General features: G+C 73.7%; 9 protein-coding genes and 1 pseudogene. All 10 read left to right on the forward strand.

Annotation, left to right across the window (positions count from 1 at the left end):
* On the forward strand, positions 1-5,888 hold a 5,888-nt coding region (locus AB0N17_RS33845; protein WP_366015428.1), incomplete at its 5' end, for an SDR family NAD(P)-dependent oxidoreductase.
* A gap of 4 nt (positions 5,889-5,892) precedes the next feature.
* The gene (locus AB0N17_RS33850; RefSeq protein WP_366015429.1) at positions 5,893-9,879 is read left to right on the forward strand and encodes an alpha/beta fold hydrolase; all 3,987 of its coding nucleotides are present in this window, start codon (positions 5,893-5,895) and stop codon (positions 9,877-9,879) included.
* Positions 9,861-10,877 carry a 3-oxoacyl-[acyl-carrier-protein] synthase III C-terminal domain-containing protein gene (locus tag AB0N17_RS33855; protein ID WP_366015430.1) on the forward strand — a complete coding sequence of 339 codons (1,017 nt, stop codon included), beginning with the start codon at positions 9,861-9,863 and terminating at the stop codon, positions 10,875-10,877. Before AB0N17_RS33850 ends, AB0N17_RS33855 begins: the two co-directional genes overlap by 19 nt.
* The gene (locus AB0N17_RS33860) at positions 10,874-12,355 is read left to right on the forward strand and encodes an NAD(P)/FAD-dependent oxidoreductase (RefSeq protein ID WP_366015431.1); all 1,482 of its coding nucleotides are present in this window, start codon (positions 10,874-10,876) and stop codon (positions 12,353-12,355) included. The genes AB0N17_RS33855 and AB0N17_RS33860 overlap by 4 nt, the downstream gene beginning before the upstream one ends.
* The gene (locus AB0N17_RS33865; protein WP_366015432.1) at positions 12,352-13,410 is read left to right on the forward strand and encodes an AfsA-related hotdog domain-containing protein; all 1,059 of its coding nucleotides are present in this window, start codon (positions 12,352-12,354) and stop codon (positions 13,408-13,410) included. The genes AB0N17_RS33860 and AB0N17_RS33865 overlap by 4 nt, the downstream gene beginning before the upstream one ends.
* Positions 13,411-13,458: 48 nt before the next feature.
* Positions 13,459-14,775: an FAD-dependent oxidoreductase gene (locus tag AB0N17_RS33870; protein WP_366015433.1), complete on the forward strand. Its 1,317-nt coding sequence runs from the start codon at positions 13,459-13,461 to the stop codon at positions 14,773-14,775.
* Positions 14,772-15,614 carry an SDR family oxidoreductase gene (locus tag AB0N17_RS33875; RefSeq protein ID WP_366015434.1) on the forward strand — a complete coding sequence of 281 codons (843 nt, stop codon included), beginning with the start codon at positions 14,772-14,774 and terminating at the stop codon, positions 15,612-15,614. Before AB0N17_RS33870 ends, AB0N17_RS33875 begins: the two co-directional genes overlap by 4 nt.
* Positions 15,615-15,631: 17 nt before the next feature.
* Positions 15,632-16,648, forward strand: a complete 1,017-nt coding sequence (locus AB0N17_RS33880) for an acyl-CoA desaturase (protein ID WP_366015435.1) — start codon at positions 15,632-15,634, stop codon at positions 16,646-16,648.
* Positions 16,649-16,692: 44 nt separating this feature from the next.
* On the forward strand, positions 16,693-18,318 hold the full coding sequence (locus AB0N17_RS33885; protein WP_366015436.1) for an AMP-binding protein: 1,626 nt from the start codon (positions 16,693-16,695) through the stop codon (positions 18,316-18,318).
* 90 nt (positions 18,319-18,408) lie between these two features.
* Positions 18,409-20,249, forward strand: a pseudogene (locus AB0N17_RS33890) (acyl-CoA dehydrogenase).
* Positions 20,250-20,251 lie beyond the last annotated feature (2 nt).

Genomic DNA, 20,251 nt, shown 5'->3' on the forward strand with positions numbered 1-20,251 from the left:
CGGCGGCCCTGCTCGACCTGGTCCGCGAGGAGACCGCGGGCCTCGCGGGCACGGACCCGCTCGACATCGACCCGGAGATGGCCTACCGCGACTACGGCTACGGCTCCCTCGCGGCCGTGGAGCTGACCGGTCGGCTGAGCCGGGCCACCGGCCTCGAACTGCCGCTCACCCTGCTCTTCGACCACCCGACGGCGGCCGCCGTCGCGGAGCACCTGCTCGGCCTGCTCGGCTTCGCGCATTCCGAGGACGAGGCCCCGGAGGCGGAAGCGGCGGGCGTCGGCGCGGGCCCCGGACCTGACGACGACCCCATCGCGGTGGTGGGCATGGCCTGCCGCTACCCGGGCGGCGTGGCCTCCCCCGTCGGCCTGTGGGACGTGGTGGCCGAAGGGCGCGACGTCATCTCCGGTTTCCCCCGCGACCGGGGCTGGGACCTCGACCGCCTCTTCTCCGCCGATCCCGAGCAGCCCGGCACCAGTTACGCCCGTACCGGCGGATTCCTGGACGCGGTCGCCGACTTCGACGCGGAGTTCTTCGGCATCGCGCGCCGCGAGGCCCTGGCGATGGACCCGCAGCAGCGGCTGCTCCTGCAGACCGTCTGGGAGTCCCTGGAGAACGCGGGCATCGACCCCGGCCGCCTGAGGAAGTCGCCGACCGCCGTGTACATGGGCAGCAGCGGCCAGGACTACGAGAACGTGGCACGGTCCGGCCCCGGCGAGCTGGAGGGGTACTGGGGCATCGGCTCCGCGGGCAGCGTCCTGTCGGGCCGGGTCTCCTACGCGTTCGGCTTCGAGGGCCCGGCCCTCACCGTCGACACGGCCTGTTCGTCGTCGCTGGTGAGCGTCCACCTGGCCGTGCAGGCCCTGCGCAACGGCGAGTGCACGCTGGCCGTTGCGGGCGGCGCCTGCGTGATGGCCACGCCGAAGGTCTTCACCGAGTTCAGCAGGCAGCGGGCGCTCTCGCCGGACGGCCGGTGCCGTTCGTACGCGGAGGCCGCCGACGGCACCGGCTGGGCGGAAGGCGTCGGGGTCCTCCTCCTGGAGCGCCTCAGCGAGGCCCGCCGCAACGACCACCGCGTCCTCGCCCTCATCCCGGGCACGGCGGTCAACCAGGACGGCGCCAGCAACGGCCTGACCGCCCCGAACGGCGGCTCCCAGCAACGCGTCATCAGGCAGGCGCTCACCGACGCCGGCCTGCGCCCCCGTGACATCGACGCGGTCGAGGGGCACGGCACCGGCACCACGCTCGGCGACCCCATCGAGATCGACGCCCTCACGGCCGTGTTCGGCCAGGACCGCCCCGCCGGACAGCCCCTGCGGCTGGGCTCGCTGAAGTCCAACATCGGGCACAGCCAGGCCGCGGCGGGCGTCGGCGGACTCATCAAGATGATCCAGGCACTGGATCACGAGGTGCTCCCGCGGACTCTGCACGTCGACCGGCCCACGCCGAAGGCCGACTGGTCCGGCGACGTGGTCTCCCTGCTGACCGAGGCCACCCCGTGGCCGCGCGGCGAGCGGGTCCGCCGGGCCGGGGTGTCGGCCTTCGGCGTGGGCGGGACCAACGCGCATGTCCTGGTGGAGGAGGCGCCCGCCGTGCAGACGGAGACCGCCGCGCCCGAGGCCCGGACGCCGGGCTCCGAACCCTCCTCCCCCGGCGCGACGCCCCCCGCGGTGCCGTGGGTGCTGTCCGCCAGGACGCCGGCCGCCCTGCGCGCCCAGGCCCGCCGCCTGCACACCCACCTCACCACCGCCCACCCGGACGCCACCCCCCTCCAGGTCGGAGCCGCACTCGCCCACACCCGCACCCACTTCGACCACCGAGCCGCCCTCACCGGCACCACCCGCGCCGAACTCCTCGACGCGGTCGCCGCGCTCGCCCGGGGAGAGGAGGCGGATCAGCTGACCCGGGCCCGCGCCCGCACCGGAAAGACCGTCTTCGTCTTCCCCGGCCAGGGCTCCCAGTGGCTCGGCATGGCACGCGAACTCGCCGCCGCCGAACCGGTGTTCGCCGCCGAGCTCGGCGCGTGCGCCGACGCGCTCGCGCCCTACACCGACTTCTCGTTCGACGAGGTCCTGAACGGGGCGCCCGGCGCTCCCCCGCTGGACCGGGTGGACGTCGTACAGCCCGCGCTGTTCGCGGTGATGGCGGCACTCGCGGCGCTCTGGCGCCACCATGGCGTGCAGCCGGACGCCGTGGTCGGGCACTCGCAGGGCGAGATAGCCGCCGCGTACGTCGCCGGGGGCCTCTCGCTCCAGGACGCCGCCCGCGTGGTGGCGCTGCGCAGCAAGGCCATCGCGGACATGGCGGGGCTGGGCGGCATGGCGTCGGTGACGGCGTCGCCCGAGCGGCTGCTGCCGCTCCTGGCGGACTGGGACGGACTCATCTCCGTGGCCGCCGTCAACGGCCCCTCGTCCATGACGGTTTCGGGGGACCCCGACGCCCTGGACGGGCTTCTCGCCCGCTGCTCGGCCGAGGACATCTGGGCCCGGCGGATCCCCGTCGACTACGCCTCGCACTCCCCCCAGGTCGAGTCGCTCGAACAGCGTCTGGCCGAGGTCCTGGCACCGATCGCGCCCCGCTCCGCAGAGGTGCCCTTCCACTCCACGGTCACCGCGGGCGCGTTCGACACCCGCGGCCTCGACGCCGGCTACTGGTACCGGAACCTGCGCCGGACCGTGCGGTTCGAGGAGGTCGTCCGCGCGCTGCTCGACCAGGGGCACACCACGTTCATCGAGGTGAGTCCGCACCCGATCCTCACCTTCGCGGTGGAGCAGACCGTGGAGCGGGCAGGGGGCCGCGAAGGCGGGACCGGCCGGTCCGCCCCGGCCGTCCTGGGCTCCGCCCGGCGCGAGCGGGAACAGGCGCAGTTCACCGCCTCCCTGGCCGCCGCGCATGCCCACGGGGTGCCCGTGCGCTGGGACGCGATGTTCGACCCGGCCGCCGCGCGTGACGTCGAACTCCCCACGTACGCCTTCGAGTCGACCCGTCACTGGGCGGCGCCCCGGGCCGCCGTGGGCGACGTCGGAACAGCCGGACTGCATTCCACCGGGCACCGGCTGCTGACCGTCGGAGCCGAACTGGCCGACGGCAGCGGGTGGGTCTTCACCGGGCGCGTCTCGCGGGACACCCACGGCTGGCTGGACGACCACGCGGTCCACGGCACGGTCCTGCTGCCGGGCACCGCCTTCGTGGACATGGCCGTCCTCGCCGCCTCGCACGTCGGCTGCGACATGGTCGAGGAACTGACGCTGGAGGAGCCGCTGGTACTCCCCGACGAGGGTGCCGCCGACCTCCAGGCGTCGGTCGGCGCCCCGGACGGCCGGGGACGACGGCCGGTGGCGGTCCACTCCCGGCCGGCCGACACGGCGGGCGGCGGCGAGTGGACACGGCATGCCGCGGGTTTCCTGGCGCCCGCCCCGGCGCACGGTGACGGCGCCCCCGGCCCCGTCTCCTGGCCCCCGTCGGGCGCCGACCCGCTGGACGTCGACGGCCTCTACGACCGGCTCGCCGACCGGGGCTTCGGCTACGGACCCGTCTTCCGCGGGCTGCGCGCGGCCTGGCGGCGCGACGGTGCGCTCCTCGCCGAGGTGGACGCCACGACGACCGCCGACGGCGGGGGCGCCGAGGGGTACGGGGTGCACCCGGCCCTGCTCGACGCCGCGTTCCACGCCCAGCTGACCGAACTGGCCGATGACGGCGGGGCGTCCGGGCAGGCGTGGCTGCCGTTCACCTGGTCCGGGGTACGCGTCATCCGGGCCGGCGCCACACACCTGCGGGTGTCCCTCACCGCACTCGGCGAGGGCACCGTCCGGATGTCCGCGTTCGACGAGGCGGGCGCCCCCGTGGTCACCGTCGACTCGGTCGTGGCCCGCCCGGTGGACCCCTCCCGCCTGGCCGGCGGGCGCGGGCCGGCCGACTCCCTCTTCCGTGTGGACTGGCAGGCTGCACCGGCCCCGGACCTCGGACCCGTGTCCGGACACTGGGCGGTCCTGGCCGAGGACGGGATGACCATGGCGCGCCCGGGTGCCGTGAGCGGCTCGGACGCCGGGGCCGGCTCGAACGCCCCCACCGGCTCCGCAGCCGCGCACCTCCCCGCCTACCCCGCCCTCGCCGACCTCGCCGGCGCGCTCGACGCGGGCGGACCCGTGCCGGACACCGTCGTCGCGTTCGTGCCTGCGGCCCACGGCAGGCCCACCGCTGAGGCGGCACGTGCCCGCGCCGACCACACCCTCGCACTGCTGCGCGGCTGGCTGGCCGATGAGCGGTTCGCCGACGCGCGCCTGGTGCTGGTCACCCGGAACGCCGTGGCCACCGCTCCCGGCGCGGCCGTCGCCCCCGACCTCGCGCCCCTGTGGGGGCTGGTGCGTACCGCGCAGTCCGAGCACCCCGGGCGCTTCACGCTCGTCGATCTGGCCGGTGACGCCTCCGAGGATCCCGCACGTCTCCTGCCCGTCGCGCTGGCCGCCGGGGAACCTCAGGTCGCCGTACGCAACGGCGTGCTCCACGTCCCTCGTGTCGTTCGTGCCCGCGGCACATCCGGCGGGCCGTTCCCCTTCGACCCGGACGGCACGGTCTTGATCACCGGGGGCACGAGCGGAATCGGCGCTCAGCTGGCCCGGCATCTCGCCGCCGAACGGGGTGCGCGGCATCTGCTCCTGGCCAGCCGTCGCGGCCCGGACGCCGAGGGCGTGTCGGAGCTGACGGCCGAACTGGTCGGCCTCGGCGCCCAGGTCACGGTCGCGGCCTGCGACGTCACGGACCGGCCGGCGACGGCGGCGCTCCTCGCGTCGGTCGACGCCGCGCATCCACTGACCGCCGTCGTCCACTCCGCGGGAACGCTCGACGACGGCCTTCTGGAGGTGCTGACGCCCGAGCGGCTGGACCACGTGCTGCGCCCCAAGGTGGACGCGGCGCTGCACCTGCACGAGCTGACCGAGTCCGTGCCGCTCGCCTCGTTCGTCCTGTTCTCCTCGGTCGCGGGCACCTTCGGCGGCCCGGGGCAGGGCAACTACGCGGCGGCCAACACGTTCCTCGACGCGTTCGCCCACTGGCGGCGCGCCCAGGGGCTGCCCGCGCTCTCGCTGGCCTGGGGCCTGTGGGAGGAGGCGAGCGACATGACCCGCCACCTCGGGGCCACCGAGGTGGCGCAGCTGGGCAGGTCGGGGCTGGCGCCGCTCGCCACCGACGAGGCGCTGCACCTGTTCGAAGCGGTGCACGGCACGCAGGACGCGCTGCTGCTGCCCGCTCGGCTCGACCCGGGCGCGCTGCGTGCCCAGGCCCGGGAGGGTTCACTGCCCGGCGTGCTGCGGGCCTTGGTGCCGGCCGCGCAGAACCTCGCGGACCGGTCGGGCGCGGCGCTGCCCGCGCGCCTCGCGGCCGCTCCGCCCGAGGAGCGGGACGCGCTGGTGCTGACGGCGGTCGCGGCGGAGGTCGCCGGGGTCCTCGGGTACGGGGACACGGGCGCGGTCGACCCGGAGCGTCCCTTCAAGGAAATGGGCCTGGACTCGCTGGGCGCGGTGCGGCTGCGCAACCGGCTGAGCCGGGTGACCGGGCTCAGCCTGCCGTCCACCCTGGTGTTCGGCCACCCGACGGTTCCGGCGCTCGCCGCGCACCTGCGCACCCTGCTCGATGCGCACGCCGCCGGGAACCAGAAGGCGACCGGGCCCGGTGTGCACGCGGATCTGGACCACCTCACCGAGCTGCTCCCGTCGGTCGCCGAGACCGACGTGGCGGCGGTGCGCACGCGGCTGCGGTCGCTGCTCGCGGCCCTCGACGACCGAGGCGGCGACGACAGAGGCGACGACGGTGGCGGCCTGCACCGGGACCGCATCGACGAAGCCTCCGCCGACGAGCTGTACGACCTGATCGACAACGACTTGGGGGTGGGCTGAAACCATGCCGGACGACGACAAGGCACTGCTGTACCTCAAGCGTGTCACCGCCGAACTGCAGTCCGCCCGACAGCAGTTGAGGCAGGTCGAGCAACGCGCCCACGAGCCGGTCGCGGTGGTGGGCATGGCCTGCCGCTATCCGGGCGGCGTGGCCTGCCCCGACGAGCTGTGGGACCTGGTGGCCGCCGGCCGCGACGTGGTCGCGGACTTCCCCGCGGACCGGGGCTGGGACCTGACCCGGCTCTTCCACGACGACCCGGACCACACCGGCACGACGTACGCCAGGGCCGGCGGGTTCCTGGAGGGGGCGACGGAGTTCGACGCGGAGTTCTTCGGCATCGGCCGCACCGAAGCCCTGGCGATGGACCCGCAGCAGCGGCTGCTCCTGCAGACCGTCTGGGAGTCCCTGGAGGACGCGGGCATCGACCCGGGCGGCCTGCGCGGTACGCCGACCGGTGTGTTCGTGGGGACGACGGGCCAGGACTACGCGCAGTTGGCGCGGTCGGGGCCGGCCGAGCTGGAGGGGTACTGGGGCATCGGCTCCGCGGGCAGCGTCCTGTCGGGCCGGGTCTCCTACGCGTTCGGCTTCGAGGGCCCGGCCCTCACCGTCGACACGGCCTGTTCGTCGTCGCTGGTGAGCGTCCACCTGGCCGTGCAGGCCCTGCGCAACGGCGAGTGCACGCTGGCCGTTGCGGGCGGCGTGACGGTGATGTCCACGCCGGGCGTCTTCACCGAGTTCAGCAGGCAGCGGGCGCTCTCGCCGGACGGCCGGTGCCGTTCGTACGCGGAGGCCGCCGACGGCACCGGCTGGGCGGAAGGCGTCGGGGTCCTCCTCCTGGAGCGCCTCAGCGAGGCCCGCCGCAACGACCACCGCGTCCTCGCCCTCATCCCGGGCACGGCGGTCAACCAGGACGGCGCCAGCAACGGCCTGACCGCCCCGAACGGCGGCTCCCAGCAACGCGTCATCAGGCAGGCCCTCGCCGCGGCGCGGCTGCGTCCCGACGACATCGACGCGGTCGAGGGGCACGGCACCGGCACCACGCTCGGCGACCCCATCGAGATCGACGCCCTCGGGGCGGTCTACGGCCGCGAACGGACCGCCCCGCACCCGCTGCGGCTGGGCTCGCTGAAGTCCAACATCGGGCACAGCCAGGCCGCGGCGGGCGTCGGCGGACTCATCAAGATGATCCAGGCGCTCCGTCACGAAGTGCTGCCCAGGACCCTGCACGTCGACCGGCCCACGCCCAGGGCCGACTGGTCCGGCGGCGGCATCTCCCTGCTGACCGAGGCCACCCCGTGGCCGCGCGGCGAGCGGGTGCGCCGGGCCGGGGTGTCCTCGTTCGGCATCAGCGGCAGCAACGCACACGTCGTGGTGGAGGAGGCGCCGCTCGACGCGTCCCCCGACGCCGGGGCGGCGCCGGCACCGGAGGCCCTGCCGGTGGTGCCGTGGGTGCTGTCCGCCAGGACGCCGGCCGCCCTGCGCGCCCAGGCCCGCCGCCTGCACACCCACCTCACCACCGCCCACCCGGACGCCACCCCCCTCCAGGTCGGAGCCGCACTCGCCCACACCCGCACCCACTTCGACCACCGAGCCGCCCTCACCGGCACCACCCGCGCCGAACTCCTCACGGCGACGGCGGCGTTCGGCGCGGGGGAACTGCCGGGCAACGCCGTGCTGGGGGTGGCGGCGCGGGCACGCAAGACCGCCTTCCTCTTCTCCGGGCAGGGGTCCCAGCACGCCGGCATGGGCAGCGAACTGGCCGCCGCCCACCCGGTGTTCGCCGACGCCCTGGACGCGGCCCGCGCCGAGCTCGACCGGCATCTGGACCTGCCGCTGCGCCAGGTGATGGACGCTCCGGAGGGCACCACCGAGGCGGAGCTGCTGCACCGCACGGACTGGACGCAGCCGGCCCTGTTCGCCCTGGAGGTGGCTCTCTACCGACTCTTCGAGTCCTGGGGTTTCACGCCGGACTTCCTGATGGGCCACTCGATCGGTGAGCTGTCCGCCGCGCATGTCGCCGGGGTGCTGTCCCTGGCCGACGCGAGCGCGCTGGTCGCCGCGCGCGGCAGGCTCATGCAGGCCCTGCCGGAGGGCGGCGCGATGGTCGCCGTGGAGGCGACGGAGGCCGAGGTCCTGGAGTGTCTGCCCAGCGACGGCCGGCTGGCCGTGGCCGCCGTGAACGGGCCCCGCTCGGTCGTCGTGTCAGGCGCCGCCGGCCCCCTCACGGCCTGGTTGCGACCATGGCAGGAGCAGGGCCGCCGCACCCGTCGGCTGCGCGTCAGCCATGCCTTCCACTCGCCCCTGATGCGTCCCATGCTCGACGAACTCGCCGCCGTGGCCGACGGTTTGAGCTACCACGCGCCTGCCGTGCCGGTCGTCTCGAACGTGACGGGGACGTTCGCCGACGCGGCCGCCCTGGCCACTCCCGGCTACTGGGTCCGCCACGCCGAGCGCCCCGTCCGCTTCCACGACGGGGTACGGTGCCTGGAGGGCGCCGGGGTGACGGCGTTCCTGGAGCTCGGGCCGAGCGGTGTGCTGACCTCGATGACCCGGCACTGCCTGCACGACCCGGGGTCCGCGGTGCTCGGCGCCGCCCTCGACGGGCGCGCGCCCGAACCCACCGCGCTCATGACCGCGCTCGCCGAGCTGCACACCCACGGGGTGCGCGGGGACCTGGCGGCCGTCCTCCCCCGGGACGCGGCTCGCCGGGTGCCCCTTCCCACGTACGCCTTCCAGCCGCGCCGCCACTGGATCGACGCACCGCAGGCCGTCCGGGGCACGGACCCCGGCCCGTCCGCCGACCAGGCGGCCCCGGCACCGGCACCGGCACCGGCACCGGCCGCACAGGAACAGCCGGAGCGGCACGGACCGGAGCGGCACGGACCGGAGCGGGCGGACCAGGAGCGGGCGAACCAGGAGCGGGACGTCCTCGGGATGGTCCGCACCCAGGTGGCCCTCGTCCTCGGCTACGAGGACGGCGCACTGATCGACCCGGACCGGACGCTGCTGGAGCTCGGCATCGATTCGCTCGGCGCCGTCCGCTTCCAGCGGCGCCTGGTCTCGGTCACCGGCCTCGACCTTCCGGCGACCCTCCTGGTCGACCACCCCACGCCCTCGGCCCTCGCCGAGCACCTGCGGCCGCTGCTCGCGCCGAGCCCCCCGAGCGGCCCCGCCCACCTGCTCAGGGACCTGCACCGACAAGGGCGGCTGGGTGACGCCGTGCCGCTGCTGCGGGCTGCCGCCGCGGACCGGCCCGTCTTCACCACGGCCGAACGGCCCGCGGGCCCGGTGGAGTCCGTGCTGGTCTCCGACGGCCCCGCCACGCCCGCCGTGATCTGCGTGCCGTCCTTCCTGGCCGGTTCGGGACCGCACCAGTTCGCCCGGTTCGCCGCCGGATTCACCCGGCGGCCGCGGATGTCCGCCCTCACCCTGCCGGGTCTCGGCACCTCGCCGCTGCTGCCCGGCTCGTGGCGGGCGGCGGTCGACAGCCTGGCCGCAGCCGCGCTGTCCACCGCGGGCGGTGCCCCGCTGATTCTGGCCGGGCACTCCATCGGCGGCGCCCTCGCGCACGCCGCCGCCGCGTCGCTGGAGCGCGCCGGGCACCGCGTCGAAGGGGTCGTGCTGATCGACACGTACTGGCCCGAGCCCGCGCAGCAACAAGCGGTGTTCGCCTGGGCGATGGGCCGCATTCTCGACCGGGACGGCGCGCCCGCCGACATCGACGACGCCGGCGTGCTGGCCATGGGCGGCTATCTGGGGCTCTTCGACGACTGGGCGGCCGACCCGCTGACGGCGCCCGCGCTGCTCCTGACCGCCGAGCGGGGGCCCGACGCGCCCGACGCGGCGGCCTGGCGACTCTGGCAGGCCGCGGCCACCGTCACCCCCGTCACCGGCGACCACTTCTCGCTCCTCGAGGAGCACGCCGCTCACACGGCACGCACCGTCGAGGACTGGCTTCGAAAGGAACTGTCATGCAGCCCGTCGGCATAGTCGACTTCGGGAGCTATCTGCCGGAGAACGTGGTGGGGCCCGAGTTCTTCCTCGACGAGAGCGCCCCGGTGGACCCGCTCGCCAACACACCGCTGTTCCGTGTGCCCCCGACCCGGCACCACGTCGCCCCCGGCGAGCGGGCCGCGGACATGATCGCCAAGGCGGCCCGGCCGGTCTTCGAGCGCCTCGGCAAGGAGCCGGCGGGCCAGGTCGACGTGCTGCTGACGAACGTGCTGCTGCCGGACGAGCCGTTCATGGGCGTCGGCGCCCAGGCCGCGCACGCCCTCGGCATCGAGCCCGAGTGGATCGTGGACCTGCACAACGGCGGCTGCGCCTCGTTCCCGTACATGCTCGCGCTGGCCCAGAAGATCATGGCCGACGGAGCGGCACGCACCGCGCTGATCGCCAATGTGCAGAACACCGCGGGCCAGATGTTCGCCCAGTCCGAGGTGCGCAAGCTGTCGCACGCGCCGATCCCGGGCGACGGCTGCGGGGTGGCCTACCTGGCGGCCGGTGCCGGCTCGCCGCTCCTCGGAGTACGGACCCGCAGCATCCCCGCGTACTCCGTGGACCTCGGCATCAAGACCCCGGACGGACGCAAGTACTGGGAGCCGGGGCAAGGCCAGATGGACATCGGCTTCGACACCGACAAGACGACCGAGATCCTCCAGCGCGGCAACACGCTCGTACCCGAACTCGTCGGGAAGCTCTGTTCCGACCTCGGGGAACGGCCGTCCGACATCGACGTGCTCGTCACCAACCAGCCGAACCGGATCTTCCTGAAGAACTGGCGGCAGGCCCTGAAACTGGACGAGGCACGGCACCTGGACACCTTCGACCGCTACGGGAACCTGTACGGCGCGGCCGTGCCCGTCACCCTCGACCGGGCGGCCCGCGACGGAGACCTGCGCGACGGCGACCTCGTGGTCATGTCGGGGTTCGCGCACGCCGGGGACTTCGCGGCCGCCGCGGCGGTGCGCTGGACCGGCGCCTCATGAGCCGGCCGTCCCAGCGGGCCGGGCGGTCCGGCGAGAGCGACCGGTTCGAAGCGGCGGATCGGGTCGAGGCGAGAGAGCGGTCCGGTGGTGCGGAACACCCGCTCGGAAACGAGGAGTTCGACGTGATCGTGGTCGGCGCGCGCTGCGCCGGGGCCACGCTCGGCGCGCTGCTCGCACGCCGCGGTCTGCGCGTCGCCGTGCTCGACCAGGCCACCGAGATCCGCTCGACCCTCTCCTCGAACATCCTCCAGGCCGACTCCCTGGCGTTCCTGAGCCGGCTCGGCGTGTGGGAGCGGCTGCGCGCGGCCGGGGCCACCACCATGAGCCACATCGACATGCGCCTGGAGGAGTTCCGCTGCCGGGCCGCGTTCCCGCAGGAGCCCGGTGACGTGGGCGGCGCGGCGTGCATCCGCCGCGAGGTCCTCGACCCGGTCCTGGTGGAAGCGGCCCGCACGTCCGGCGCCGAGGTGCGGCTGGGCACCCGCGTCGTCGCGGTGGTCCGGGAGGGCGGCCGTGTCACGGGAGTCCGGGCGGTGTCGGGCGGTGTCGAGACGCGGCTGCGGGCCCGCCTGGTGGTCGGCGCCGACGGGCGCAACTCGAAGGTCGCCGAGGCGTGCGGGTCCCGCATGTACCACGTGAGTCCCGGGGAACGCAGCTACTACTGGACGTACTTCGAGGGCGCGGACACCGGTCCGCGGCCGACGTTCGTCTTCCACCGCTGGGGCGACCGGCACATGCTGGGTGGCCCCGCCGACAACGGTCTCTACATCGTGGGGGTCTCCCCGCAGCAGCACGAGCGGGAGAGCTTCCGCGCCGACCTCGACGGCTCCGTACGCGCCCACGCGATGCGCTGCGCGCCGATCGCCGAGGCTCTCGCGGGCGCCACCAGGGCGAGCAGGATCTACGGCATCCGGCGCTTCTACGGCTACTTCCGCGAGGCGGCGGGCGCCGGCTGGGTGCTGCTCGGAGACGCCGGGCACTTCAAGGACCCGGCGGGCGGGCGCGGTATCGGTGACGCCTTCCACCAGGCGGAACGACTCGCCGACGGGGTCGCCGACACCATCGGATCGCGCGCCGGACTCGACCGCGCCGTCGCGGACTTCGGCCGATGGCGGGACCGCACCTACGCCGAGTACTACGGCCTGGCCGCGGATCTCGGCGTGACCGGACCCATCGCGGGCGTCGTCCCCCGGGTCGTGCGCGGGCTGCACGCGCGCGGCAAGCTCGACGGCGTCCTGAACCTGCTGAGCCACCGGTCCTCCGTCCTGGAGGTGCTCACCCCGGCACGGATGCTCGGCGCCACGGGCGGGCACCTGCTGCGCGCCCCGGGCCGACGCCGCGCCACGCTCGGCGAGCTGGGCCGGCTCGCGAGCACCGAGATCCGGCGCAGGAACGCGATGCGCAAACCCGTCTTCCAGAGCAGCCCGGCGCCGGCCCCGGCGCAGCAGGACACGCCCGAACCGGAGTTGAGCCGATGACCAGCCTTGTCCCGCCCGCCGCCGCGCGCGGCACACTGCCGCCTCCTGGCGTGGAGCTGACCTTCGACCGGACGGTGCCCCGATCCCTCGCCCATCGCCGTCAGATCGGGGAGGTGTTCGTCAGTGACTCCGCGCAGGGACCCGGCGGCGACTTCCACCTCTCCTTCCAGATCCCGCGCGCCCACAGTCTCTGGTCGGACCAACGCGACGGCTTCCACGACCCGTTCGCGTCCGCCGAGGCCGCGCGGCAGTCCATCTTCGTGCTGCTGCACCGCCACGTCGGTGTGCCCGTCGGACTGCCCTTCAGCCTCCAGCGCATCAGGCTGCGGGTGACGGACCCGCAGGCGTACGCCAGCGACGGGACGTCGGCGCTCCAGGGATACCTGCGCTACCGGGTCGCCGAACGCCAGAGCAAGGGCTCCGACCTGGTGAGCATGGTCCTCGAAGGCGCCATGGAGATCGGCGGACGCCCGGCGATGACGCTGAGCGCGGTGCTCGCCTTCATGTCGCAGGAGGACTACGACATCTTCCGGGCCTTCCAGCGGGCGCAGAAGCCGGTGGCCGACGCCCGCCCGACCCCGGCACGCCGGCTGGACCCCGGCCTGGTGGGGCGCGAGAACCCGCGCAACGTCGTCATCGGGCTGCCGGAACAGGAGGCGGGAACGGACGGCGGGCCCGACGACGGCGCGTCCCGCTACCTGCTGGCGGCCGACCCGCACCACCCCGCCTTCTTCGACCACGAGTACGACCACGTACCGGGCCCCCTGATGGTCGAGGGCATGAGACAGGCCGCCGTGGCCGCGGCCTGCCGGGCCGGGGTGATGGCCACCCCGCACGCCCTCACCGTCGGCTGCGAAGCGGCCTTCCTGGACTTCGCCGAGTTCGAGGCCGACCTGGTCCACGAGGCGGAGGCCGGCGCCCAGGGCGCCGACGGCCGCATCCCCGTGGCCGTGGTCCTGCGGCAGTTCGGCAAACCGATCGTCGAGGGCCGTATCGACCTTCTTCCCGACGCGGCCCCGCGTCCCCAATCGACCGCGCGAGCGCACGGAGTCTGATCCATGGCAGTTGCACACACAGGTAGAAGCGCAAGCCACCGGCGGCGCGTGGCGGTCGTGGGGGCGGGCATCTCCGGCCTCACCGCCGCGCTCCGCCTCGACCTCCTCGGGTACGACGTCGAACTCGTCGAGGCGGCCGGGGTCCTCGGCGGCCGCTTCGGCCTCGACAAGCTCGGCGACCGTCAGGTGATGACGGGCGGCAAGAACATCGGCCGCCGCTACCACACGTTCCGCTGGTTCACCTCGGAGCTCGGCGTGGACGCGTACGAGTCCTTCGGTTACAACGCGTCCCGCGTCAAGGACGGCGAGATCCTCACCCTCGACAGCGAGCGGCGGAGCCAGACCCTGAGAAACATCCGGCGGATGGGCTCGGCCCGCGACCTCGCGCGGATGGCGGCGATGGCGGCGCGGATCCGCGCCGACGAGCGCAACCGCTTCCTCGGTTCGCGCTACTTCAGCGGCATCTCGCGGCGCCACGACCACGCCCCGCTCAGCTCGTTCTTCGGGACCGAGATGACGGACATGCTGGTGCGGCCCATGGTCATCCGTAACAACGGGGCAGAACCCGACGAGGTCTACCCCGGCACGTTCGGCACCAACCTGGCCATGCTGATGGACCATTACGATCAGCTGGCCGGTGGCATCCAGCCGGTCCTGGACGCGTTCGCCAAGCGGGTCCCCGTGCGGCTCGGCGCCACCGTGGAAGGCCTGGAGGTCCGCGACGGCAAGGTCACCGGACTGCGCGTCTCCGAGAGCGGGGCGCCCGCGCGGACCAGCGACTACGACGGCGTGGTGCTCGCCACCCCGGCCTACGCGACAGCCGAGATCGTCCGTTCCGTGCGGCCCGCGCTCGCCCGGCGGCTGTCGAACGTGAACTACTTCCCGTCCACCGTGGTACTCGTCGAGTACGACCGGCCCGTCTTCAGCCACGACGTGCGCGCCCTCGCCATGGACGACGGGCCCTGCAGCAACGCCGGTTCGTACGGCATGGAGGAGCGGCACATCGTCCGTTACACCTACAGCGGGCGTGAGGGACGGCTGACCGACCACAGCCCGGAGAACATCGACCGGCTGACCGGTGAGGCCGAGGCGCGGCTGGTGAAGTACCTGGGGGCGCCTCGCGCCGAGCGCGTCAACCTCCTGGTCAAGCACTGGGAAGCGGCCTACAGCGGCTACCTTCCGCACCACGCCGACTTCCTCGCCGAGGTACGGGAGAGCGTCGCCGGCATAGCGGGCCTGGAACTCGCGGGCGACTACATCCAGGGCGTGTCCATCGAAGCGTGCGCCCGGACGGGCCGTGCCGCGGCCGGCCGGCTGGCCGCACACCTCACCTCGCCCTCGGCACCCGCTCCGGTGGCGGCGTGAGCGCCCCGGCCGACTGGGCCGTGGTCACCGGTGCCTCGTCCGGCATCGGCGAGCACCTCGCCCGGGGCCTGGCAGCGCGGGGGTACGGGCTGTGGCTCGTCGCCCGCTCCACCGACGCCCTCGAAGCACTGGCCAAGGAGCTGCGTGACCGGCACGGAGTGCGGGTGCGCGTGCGGACCTGTGATCTCGCGGACCCGGCCGCGCGTCGGGCACTCGAAGAGGAGCTGGCCGGGCAGCCGGTCTCCGTGCTCTGCGCCAACGCGGGCTTTCCCACGTGCGGGCCGTTGGCCGAGAACGACCCCGCCCAGGAGAGCGCCGAGGTCCAGGTCAACGTCGTCTCGCTGCACGCGCTGACGCAGGCGCTGCTGCCCGGCATGCTGGCCCGGCGGCGCGGCGGGATCCTGGTCACCGGCTCGACCGCGGGCTGCCAGCCCGTGCCGACCGCGGCCACCTACTCGGCCAGCAAGGCCTTCGCCAACACCTTCGCCGAGTCGCTGCACGTCGAACTGCGCGGCACCGGGGTCAACTGCACCCTGCTCGCCCCCGGCCCCGTACGCACCAACTTCTACTCGGTGGGCGGCATGTCACGGCTCCAGGAGCGGAAGTTCCTGGCCTGGCTGACGCCCGAGCGGGTCGCCGAGGCGGGCCTGCGCGGTCTGGCGCAGGGGCGCCGCGTGGTGGTCCCGGGGCCGGTCGCCAAGGCCCAGTACCTCGCGGGCCGGCACACGCCGCGTCCCGTGCTCTTCCCCGTGCTGCGCGCGGCGGTGCTGCCCGTTTTCCGCAACGCCCGAAACGGCTCCCGCGGGCGGCCCGTCAGCCGGTTTTCCCCACTTCCGTAAACGAGAGGCACAGGTAAATGGACGGCAGAAAGCACCGGTGGTTCATCCTCGGGGCGTCGCTGATACCGCTGGTCGCGGTGTTCGGCGCCATGGCCCTGCTCTGGAACGAGATCTTCAGCTGGTCGGACGTGGTGGTCCTGATCATCATGTACGCGGTCTCCGGCTTCGGTATCTCGGCCGGTTACCACCGGATGCTCACCCACCGCTCGTTCGAGACGTACAAGCCCATCCGCGTCGCCCTGGCCACCGCCGGGGTGATGGCCGGGCAGGGTCCGCCGCTGATCTGGGCGGCACACCACCGCAAGCACCACCGCGTCGCCGACAAGCCCGGTGACCCGCACAGCCCCCACCTGGACTTCGAGCCGGGCTTCAAGGGCACGATGGCCGGTCTCTGGCACGCCCATCTGGGCTGGCTCTTCGACGTCGACCTCAGCTCCGAACCGATGCGCTACTGCCCGGATCTGGTGCGCGAGAAGCCGCTGCGCTGGCTGAGCGAGAACCTCGTCCTGGTGACCGCCTCCAGCGTCGTGCTGCCCGGCCTCATCGCCTACGCCATCACCGGCGGCGCCTGGCAGGCCGGCCTGACCGGCATGCTGTGGGGCGGCTTGGTCCGCATCTTCCTGATCAATCACATGACCTACGCGGTCAACTCCGTCGGCCACGTCTTCGGCCGCCGCCGCTACGAGACCACCGACCAGTCACGCAACGTCGCCTGGCTCGCCATCCCTTCGTTCGGCGAGGCCTGGCACAACAACCACCACGCCTTCCCGCGCTCCGCCCGCCACGGCATGAAGTGGTACGAGATCGACCTCTCCGCGATCCTCATCTGGAGCCTGGAGAAGACCCACCTCGCCTGGAAGGTCGTGCGCATCGACCCCGAACGCATGGAGATGCGCGAGGCAGGCGTCAGCCGCGTCCAGGCGGCCTCCCTGGACAAGCGGGAACTCCTGGAGACCCAGCAGAACATCGCGCCCATGGCGGAGCGCCGCCGCGAGGCCCGTGAGGCCGGCACCTCGCTGGTGGACGTGGAATAGCCCGGCCCGCCGGACGAGCAGACGAGTAGACGGGGATCACGTACATGGAGTTCTTCCGCGCCCTGACCAACGGGGCTTCGCACGGCGTGCTGCACGAGTGGACGGGCGACGAGTTCGAGCACACCCCCTGGCGCGACGTCGTCAGGGACGCTCACGGCATGGCCACCGAGCTCCGCACCCTCGGCGTCGGGCCGGGCACCCGGGTCGCCGCCATCCTCACCAACACACCCGACGCCGTCCGCGGCCTGCTGGCGATCTGGCTGGCCGGCGGCGCGGTGGCCTCGCTGCCGCTGCCGACCCGCGGCCAGAGCCAGGAGGCGTACGGCGAACAGCTGGTGGCGCTCTCCGCGCGGCTGGACCCGACGCTGCTCCTGGTCGACGACTGGCTGACCGCCATGGTCCCCGCGGAGGTCGGCAAGGAGCTGCCGGTCCGCGGCTGGGCGGCGCTGCGCGGCGGGGGACGCATCGAACCGAGCCCGCCGGGCCGGAACGACGTGGCCTTCATCCAGTACTCGTCCGGGTCCACCAGTACCCCCAAGGGCTGCGCGCTGACCACCCGCGCCATCGAGCAGCAGCTGGAGATCATCCTGCACCTGACCGGCGGCCGCCCCGGCGCCGACACGGTCGCCTCCTGGCTGCCGCTCTCGCACGACATGGGCATGTTCGGCTGTCTGCTGTACTCGTGGGCGTACGACTTCGACTTCGTGCTGTCGTCGCCCGACCGGTTCGGGATGGCGCCGCGTACCTGGTTCCGGGACATGTCGGAGTACGGGGCGACCATGACGGCGGGCACGAGCACCGCCGTGTACCTCGCGGCGCGGGCGCAGGGCCGCGGGACGCTGCCCAAGGAGCTGAAGCTGCGGGCGGCCGTGATCGGGGCCGAGCGCGTCGACTGGGACACGCTGGCGGCGGCGACGGAGAAGTTCCGGCCGTTCGGTCTGTCCGACACCGCGTTCCAGCCCGCCTACGGCATGGCCGAGGCGACGCTCGCGGTGACCGGGAAGCCCTGGGCCCAGGCGCCCAAGGCGCTCCGCTTCGACGGTCCCGCGCTCGTCGAGGGCTCGGTGGTCGAGGTCGAGCCCGACCATCCGAAGGCGGTCCGGCTGGTCTCCAACGGCGTGACGCTGCCCGGGGTGTCGGTCCGGGCGGGGAGCGGCGGCGGCATCTCGGAGATCCAGGTGTCGTCACCGAGTCTGGCCGAGGGCTACTACGGGGACCCCGGGCGCACCGCCGCGCGGTTCCAGGACGGCTGGCTGCACACCGGCGACCTCGGCTTCGTGCGCGACGACGAGCTGTACGTCCTCGGGCGGGTCGACGACATGCTCTCGGTGGGCGGCCGGAAGGTCTACGCCGCCGAGATCGAGTCGGCGGTCGACTCCCTGAAGAACGTCCGCAAGGGCTGCGCCGCCGTCGTCGACGCGGGCGACTCGGGCATCTCCCGGCTCGTGCTCATGGTGGAGCCCCAGGGCAACCCGAAGGACTTCCGGCCGATCGCCGAGGAAGCCGCCTCGCTGGCCCTGGAGAAGGCGGGGGTCGCGCTCGCGGAGTGCCTGTTCCTGGCGCGAGGAGTGCTCCCGAAGACGCCCAGCGGGAAGATCCAGCGGTTCCGCTGCCGCGCGCTGCTCGACGACGGCCGGCTCGCGCCCGTGGCGCGGGTGACGTTCGCCTGACGGGCACGGGGCGGTGAGGGCACCGGCTTCGCCGGACCCGATCCGCCCGATCCGCCCCTGTCCGGAAGACCCGCGAGGAGACAACCGGCGATGAGCCACTACAAGTCGCATCTCAGGGACGTGGAGTTCAACCTCTTCGAGGTCCTCGGCCGCGCGGAGGCGTACGGCCGCGGCGCCTTCGCGGGCACCACGCCCGAAACCGCCCGCGATCTCCTGGGCGAGGTCGAGCGCCTGGCCGTCCACGAGCTCGCGGACGCCGCCGTCGAGGCGGACCGCACCCCGCCGCTGTACGACCCCGGGAAGCGCACGGTGACGCTGCCGGCTTCCTTCAAGGAGGCGTACGCCCGCTGGACGGAGTCCGGGTGGCACCTGATCGACCTGCCCGAGTCGCTCGGCGGCGCGGGTGTGCCGCCGTCGCTGCGCTGGGCCGTCGCCGAGCTGGTGCTGGGGGCCGACCCGGCCCTGTACATGTACCAGGCGACCGCCGGCTTCGCGAGCGTGCTCGACCGCCTCGGCACACAGGAGCAGCGCGGGCTGGCCCGGCTGCTCGTCGGGCGGGCGTGGGGCGCGACGATGGTCCTCACCGAACCGGAGGCGGGCAGTGACGTGGGCGCCTGCCGGACCAGGGCCGTCCGGCAGGCGGACGGCAGCTGGCACATCGAGGGCGTGAAGCGGTTCATCACCTCGGGCGAGCACGATCTGTGCGAGAACATCCTGCACTTCGTCCTGGCCCGCCCCGAGGGACACGGCCCCGGCACCAAGGGGCTCTCCCTCTTCCTGGTCCCCAAGTACCGCGTGGCCGACTGGGAGACCGGGGAACTCGGCGAGCGCAACGGTGTGTTCGCCACGTCGCTGGAGGACAAGATGGGCCTGAGGGCCTCCGCCACCTGCGAGCTCACCTTCGGCGCCGAGAGCCCCGCGGTCGGAGTGCTGCTCGGCGAGCGGCACGACGGCATCCGGCAGATGTTCCACATCATCGAACAGGCCCGGATGATCATCGGCACCAAGTCGATGGCGACGCTCTCCACCGGCTACCTCAACGCCCTGGAGTACGCCAAGGTCCGCACCCAGGGAAGCGATCTGACCGCTCTCGCGGACAAGTCGGCTCCCCGGGTGCCCATCCTGCGCCACCCCGAGGTGCGCCGCTCGTTGCTCCTGCAGAAGGCGTACGCCGAGGGGCTGCGCGCCCTCGTCCTGCACACGGCCACCGTGCAGGACCGGATCGCCGAGGCGGAGGCGGCGGGCACCCGCGACGACGCGGCGCACGCCCTCAACGACCTGCTCCTCCCGATCGTCAAGGGCTACGGCTCCGAGAAGGCCTACGAGCAGTTGGGGCACGCCCTTCAGATCCTCGGCGGTTCGGGGTACACGAAGGACTTCCCCCTGGAGCAGTACATCCGCGACACCCGGATCGACACGCTGTACGAGGGCACCACCGCGATACAGGGCATGGACCTGTTCTTCCGCAAGATCGCGAGGGATCAGGGCGGGGCGCTCACCGCCCTCCTCACCGAGGTGGAGAAGACCGCAGCGGACGCGCCGGAGAGCGGCGAACTCGCCGACGCGCACGCGCTGCTCGGCCGTTCCGCGGTCCACCTGCAGGCCATGGCGACCGGGCTCGGGGGGCACCTCCTCGCGTCCCTGAGGACCCTTCGGCCATCTATCAGGTGGGGCGCGGTACGACCCGGCTGCTGATGGCGGCGGGCGACGTCCTGGTGGCCTGGCTGCTGCTGCGCCAGGCAAAAGTGGCGGCCGAGCGCCTGGCCGGCCCCACGGGCGGGGCACGGGGGGCCCGACGCTCCTTCTACCAGGGGAAGGTGGCGACGGCCGCGTTCTTCGCCCAGGAGGTGCTCCCGCTGGTCGCCGCCCAGCGGGAGATCGCCGACCGCGAGGACCGCGTCCTCATGACGCTGGACGAGGACGCCTGGTAGTC

The sequence above is a fragment of the Streptomyces sp. NPDC051133 genome (genome assembly GCF_040682635.1).
GTDB lineage: Bacteria > Actinomycetota > Actinomycetes > Streptomycetales > Streptomycetaceae > Streptomyces.

What these genes read in the sequence shown, in the direction of transcription:
- AB0N17_RS33850 (WP_366015429.1), top strand. Translation starts at nt 5,893, where the DNA reads ATGCCGGACGACGACAAGGCACTGCTGTACCTCAAGCGTGTCACCGCC.
- AB0N17_RS33855 (WP_366015430.1), top strand. Translation starts at nt 9,861, where the DNA reads ATGCAGCCCGTCGGCATAGTCGACTTCGGGAGCTATCTGCCGGAGAAC.
- AB0N17_RS33860 (WP_366015431.1), top strand. Translation starts at nt 10,874, where the DNA reads ATGAGCCGGCCGTCCCAGCGGGCCGGGCGGTCCGGCGAGAGCGACCGG.
- AB0N17_RS33865 (WP_366015432.1), top strand. Translation starts at nt 12,352, where the DNA reads ATGACCAGCCTTGTCCCGCCCGCCGCCGCGCGCGGCACACTGCCGCCT.
- AB0N17_RS33880 (WP_366015435.1), top strand. Translation starts at nt 15,632, where the DNA reads ATGGACGGCAGAAAGCACCGGTGGTTCATCCTCGGGGCGTCGCTGATA.
- AB0N17_RS33885 (WP_366015436.1), top strand. Translation starts at nt 16,693, where the DNA reads ATGGAGTTCTTCCGCGCCCTGACCAACGGGGCTTCGCACGGCGTGCTG.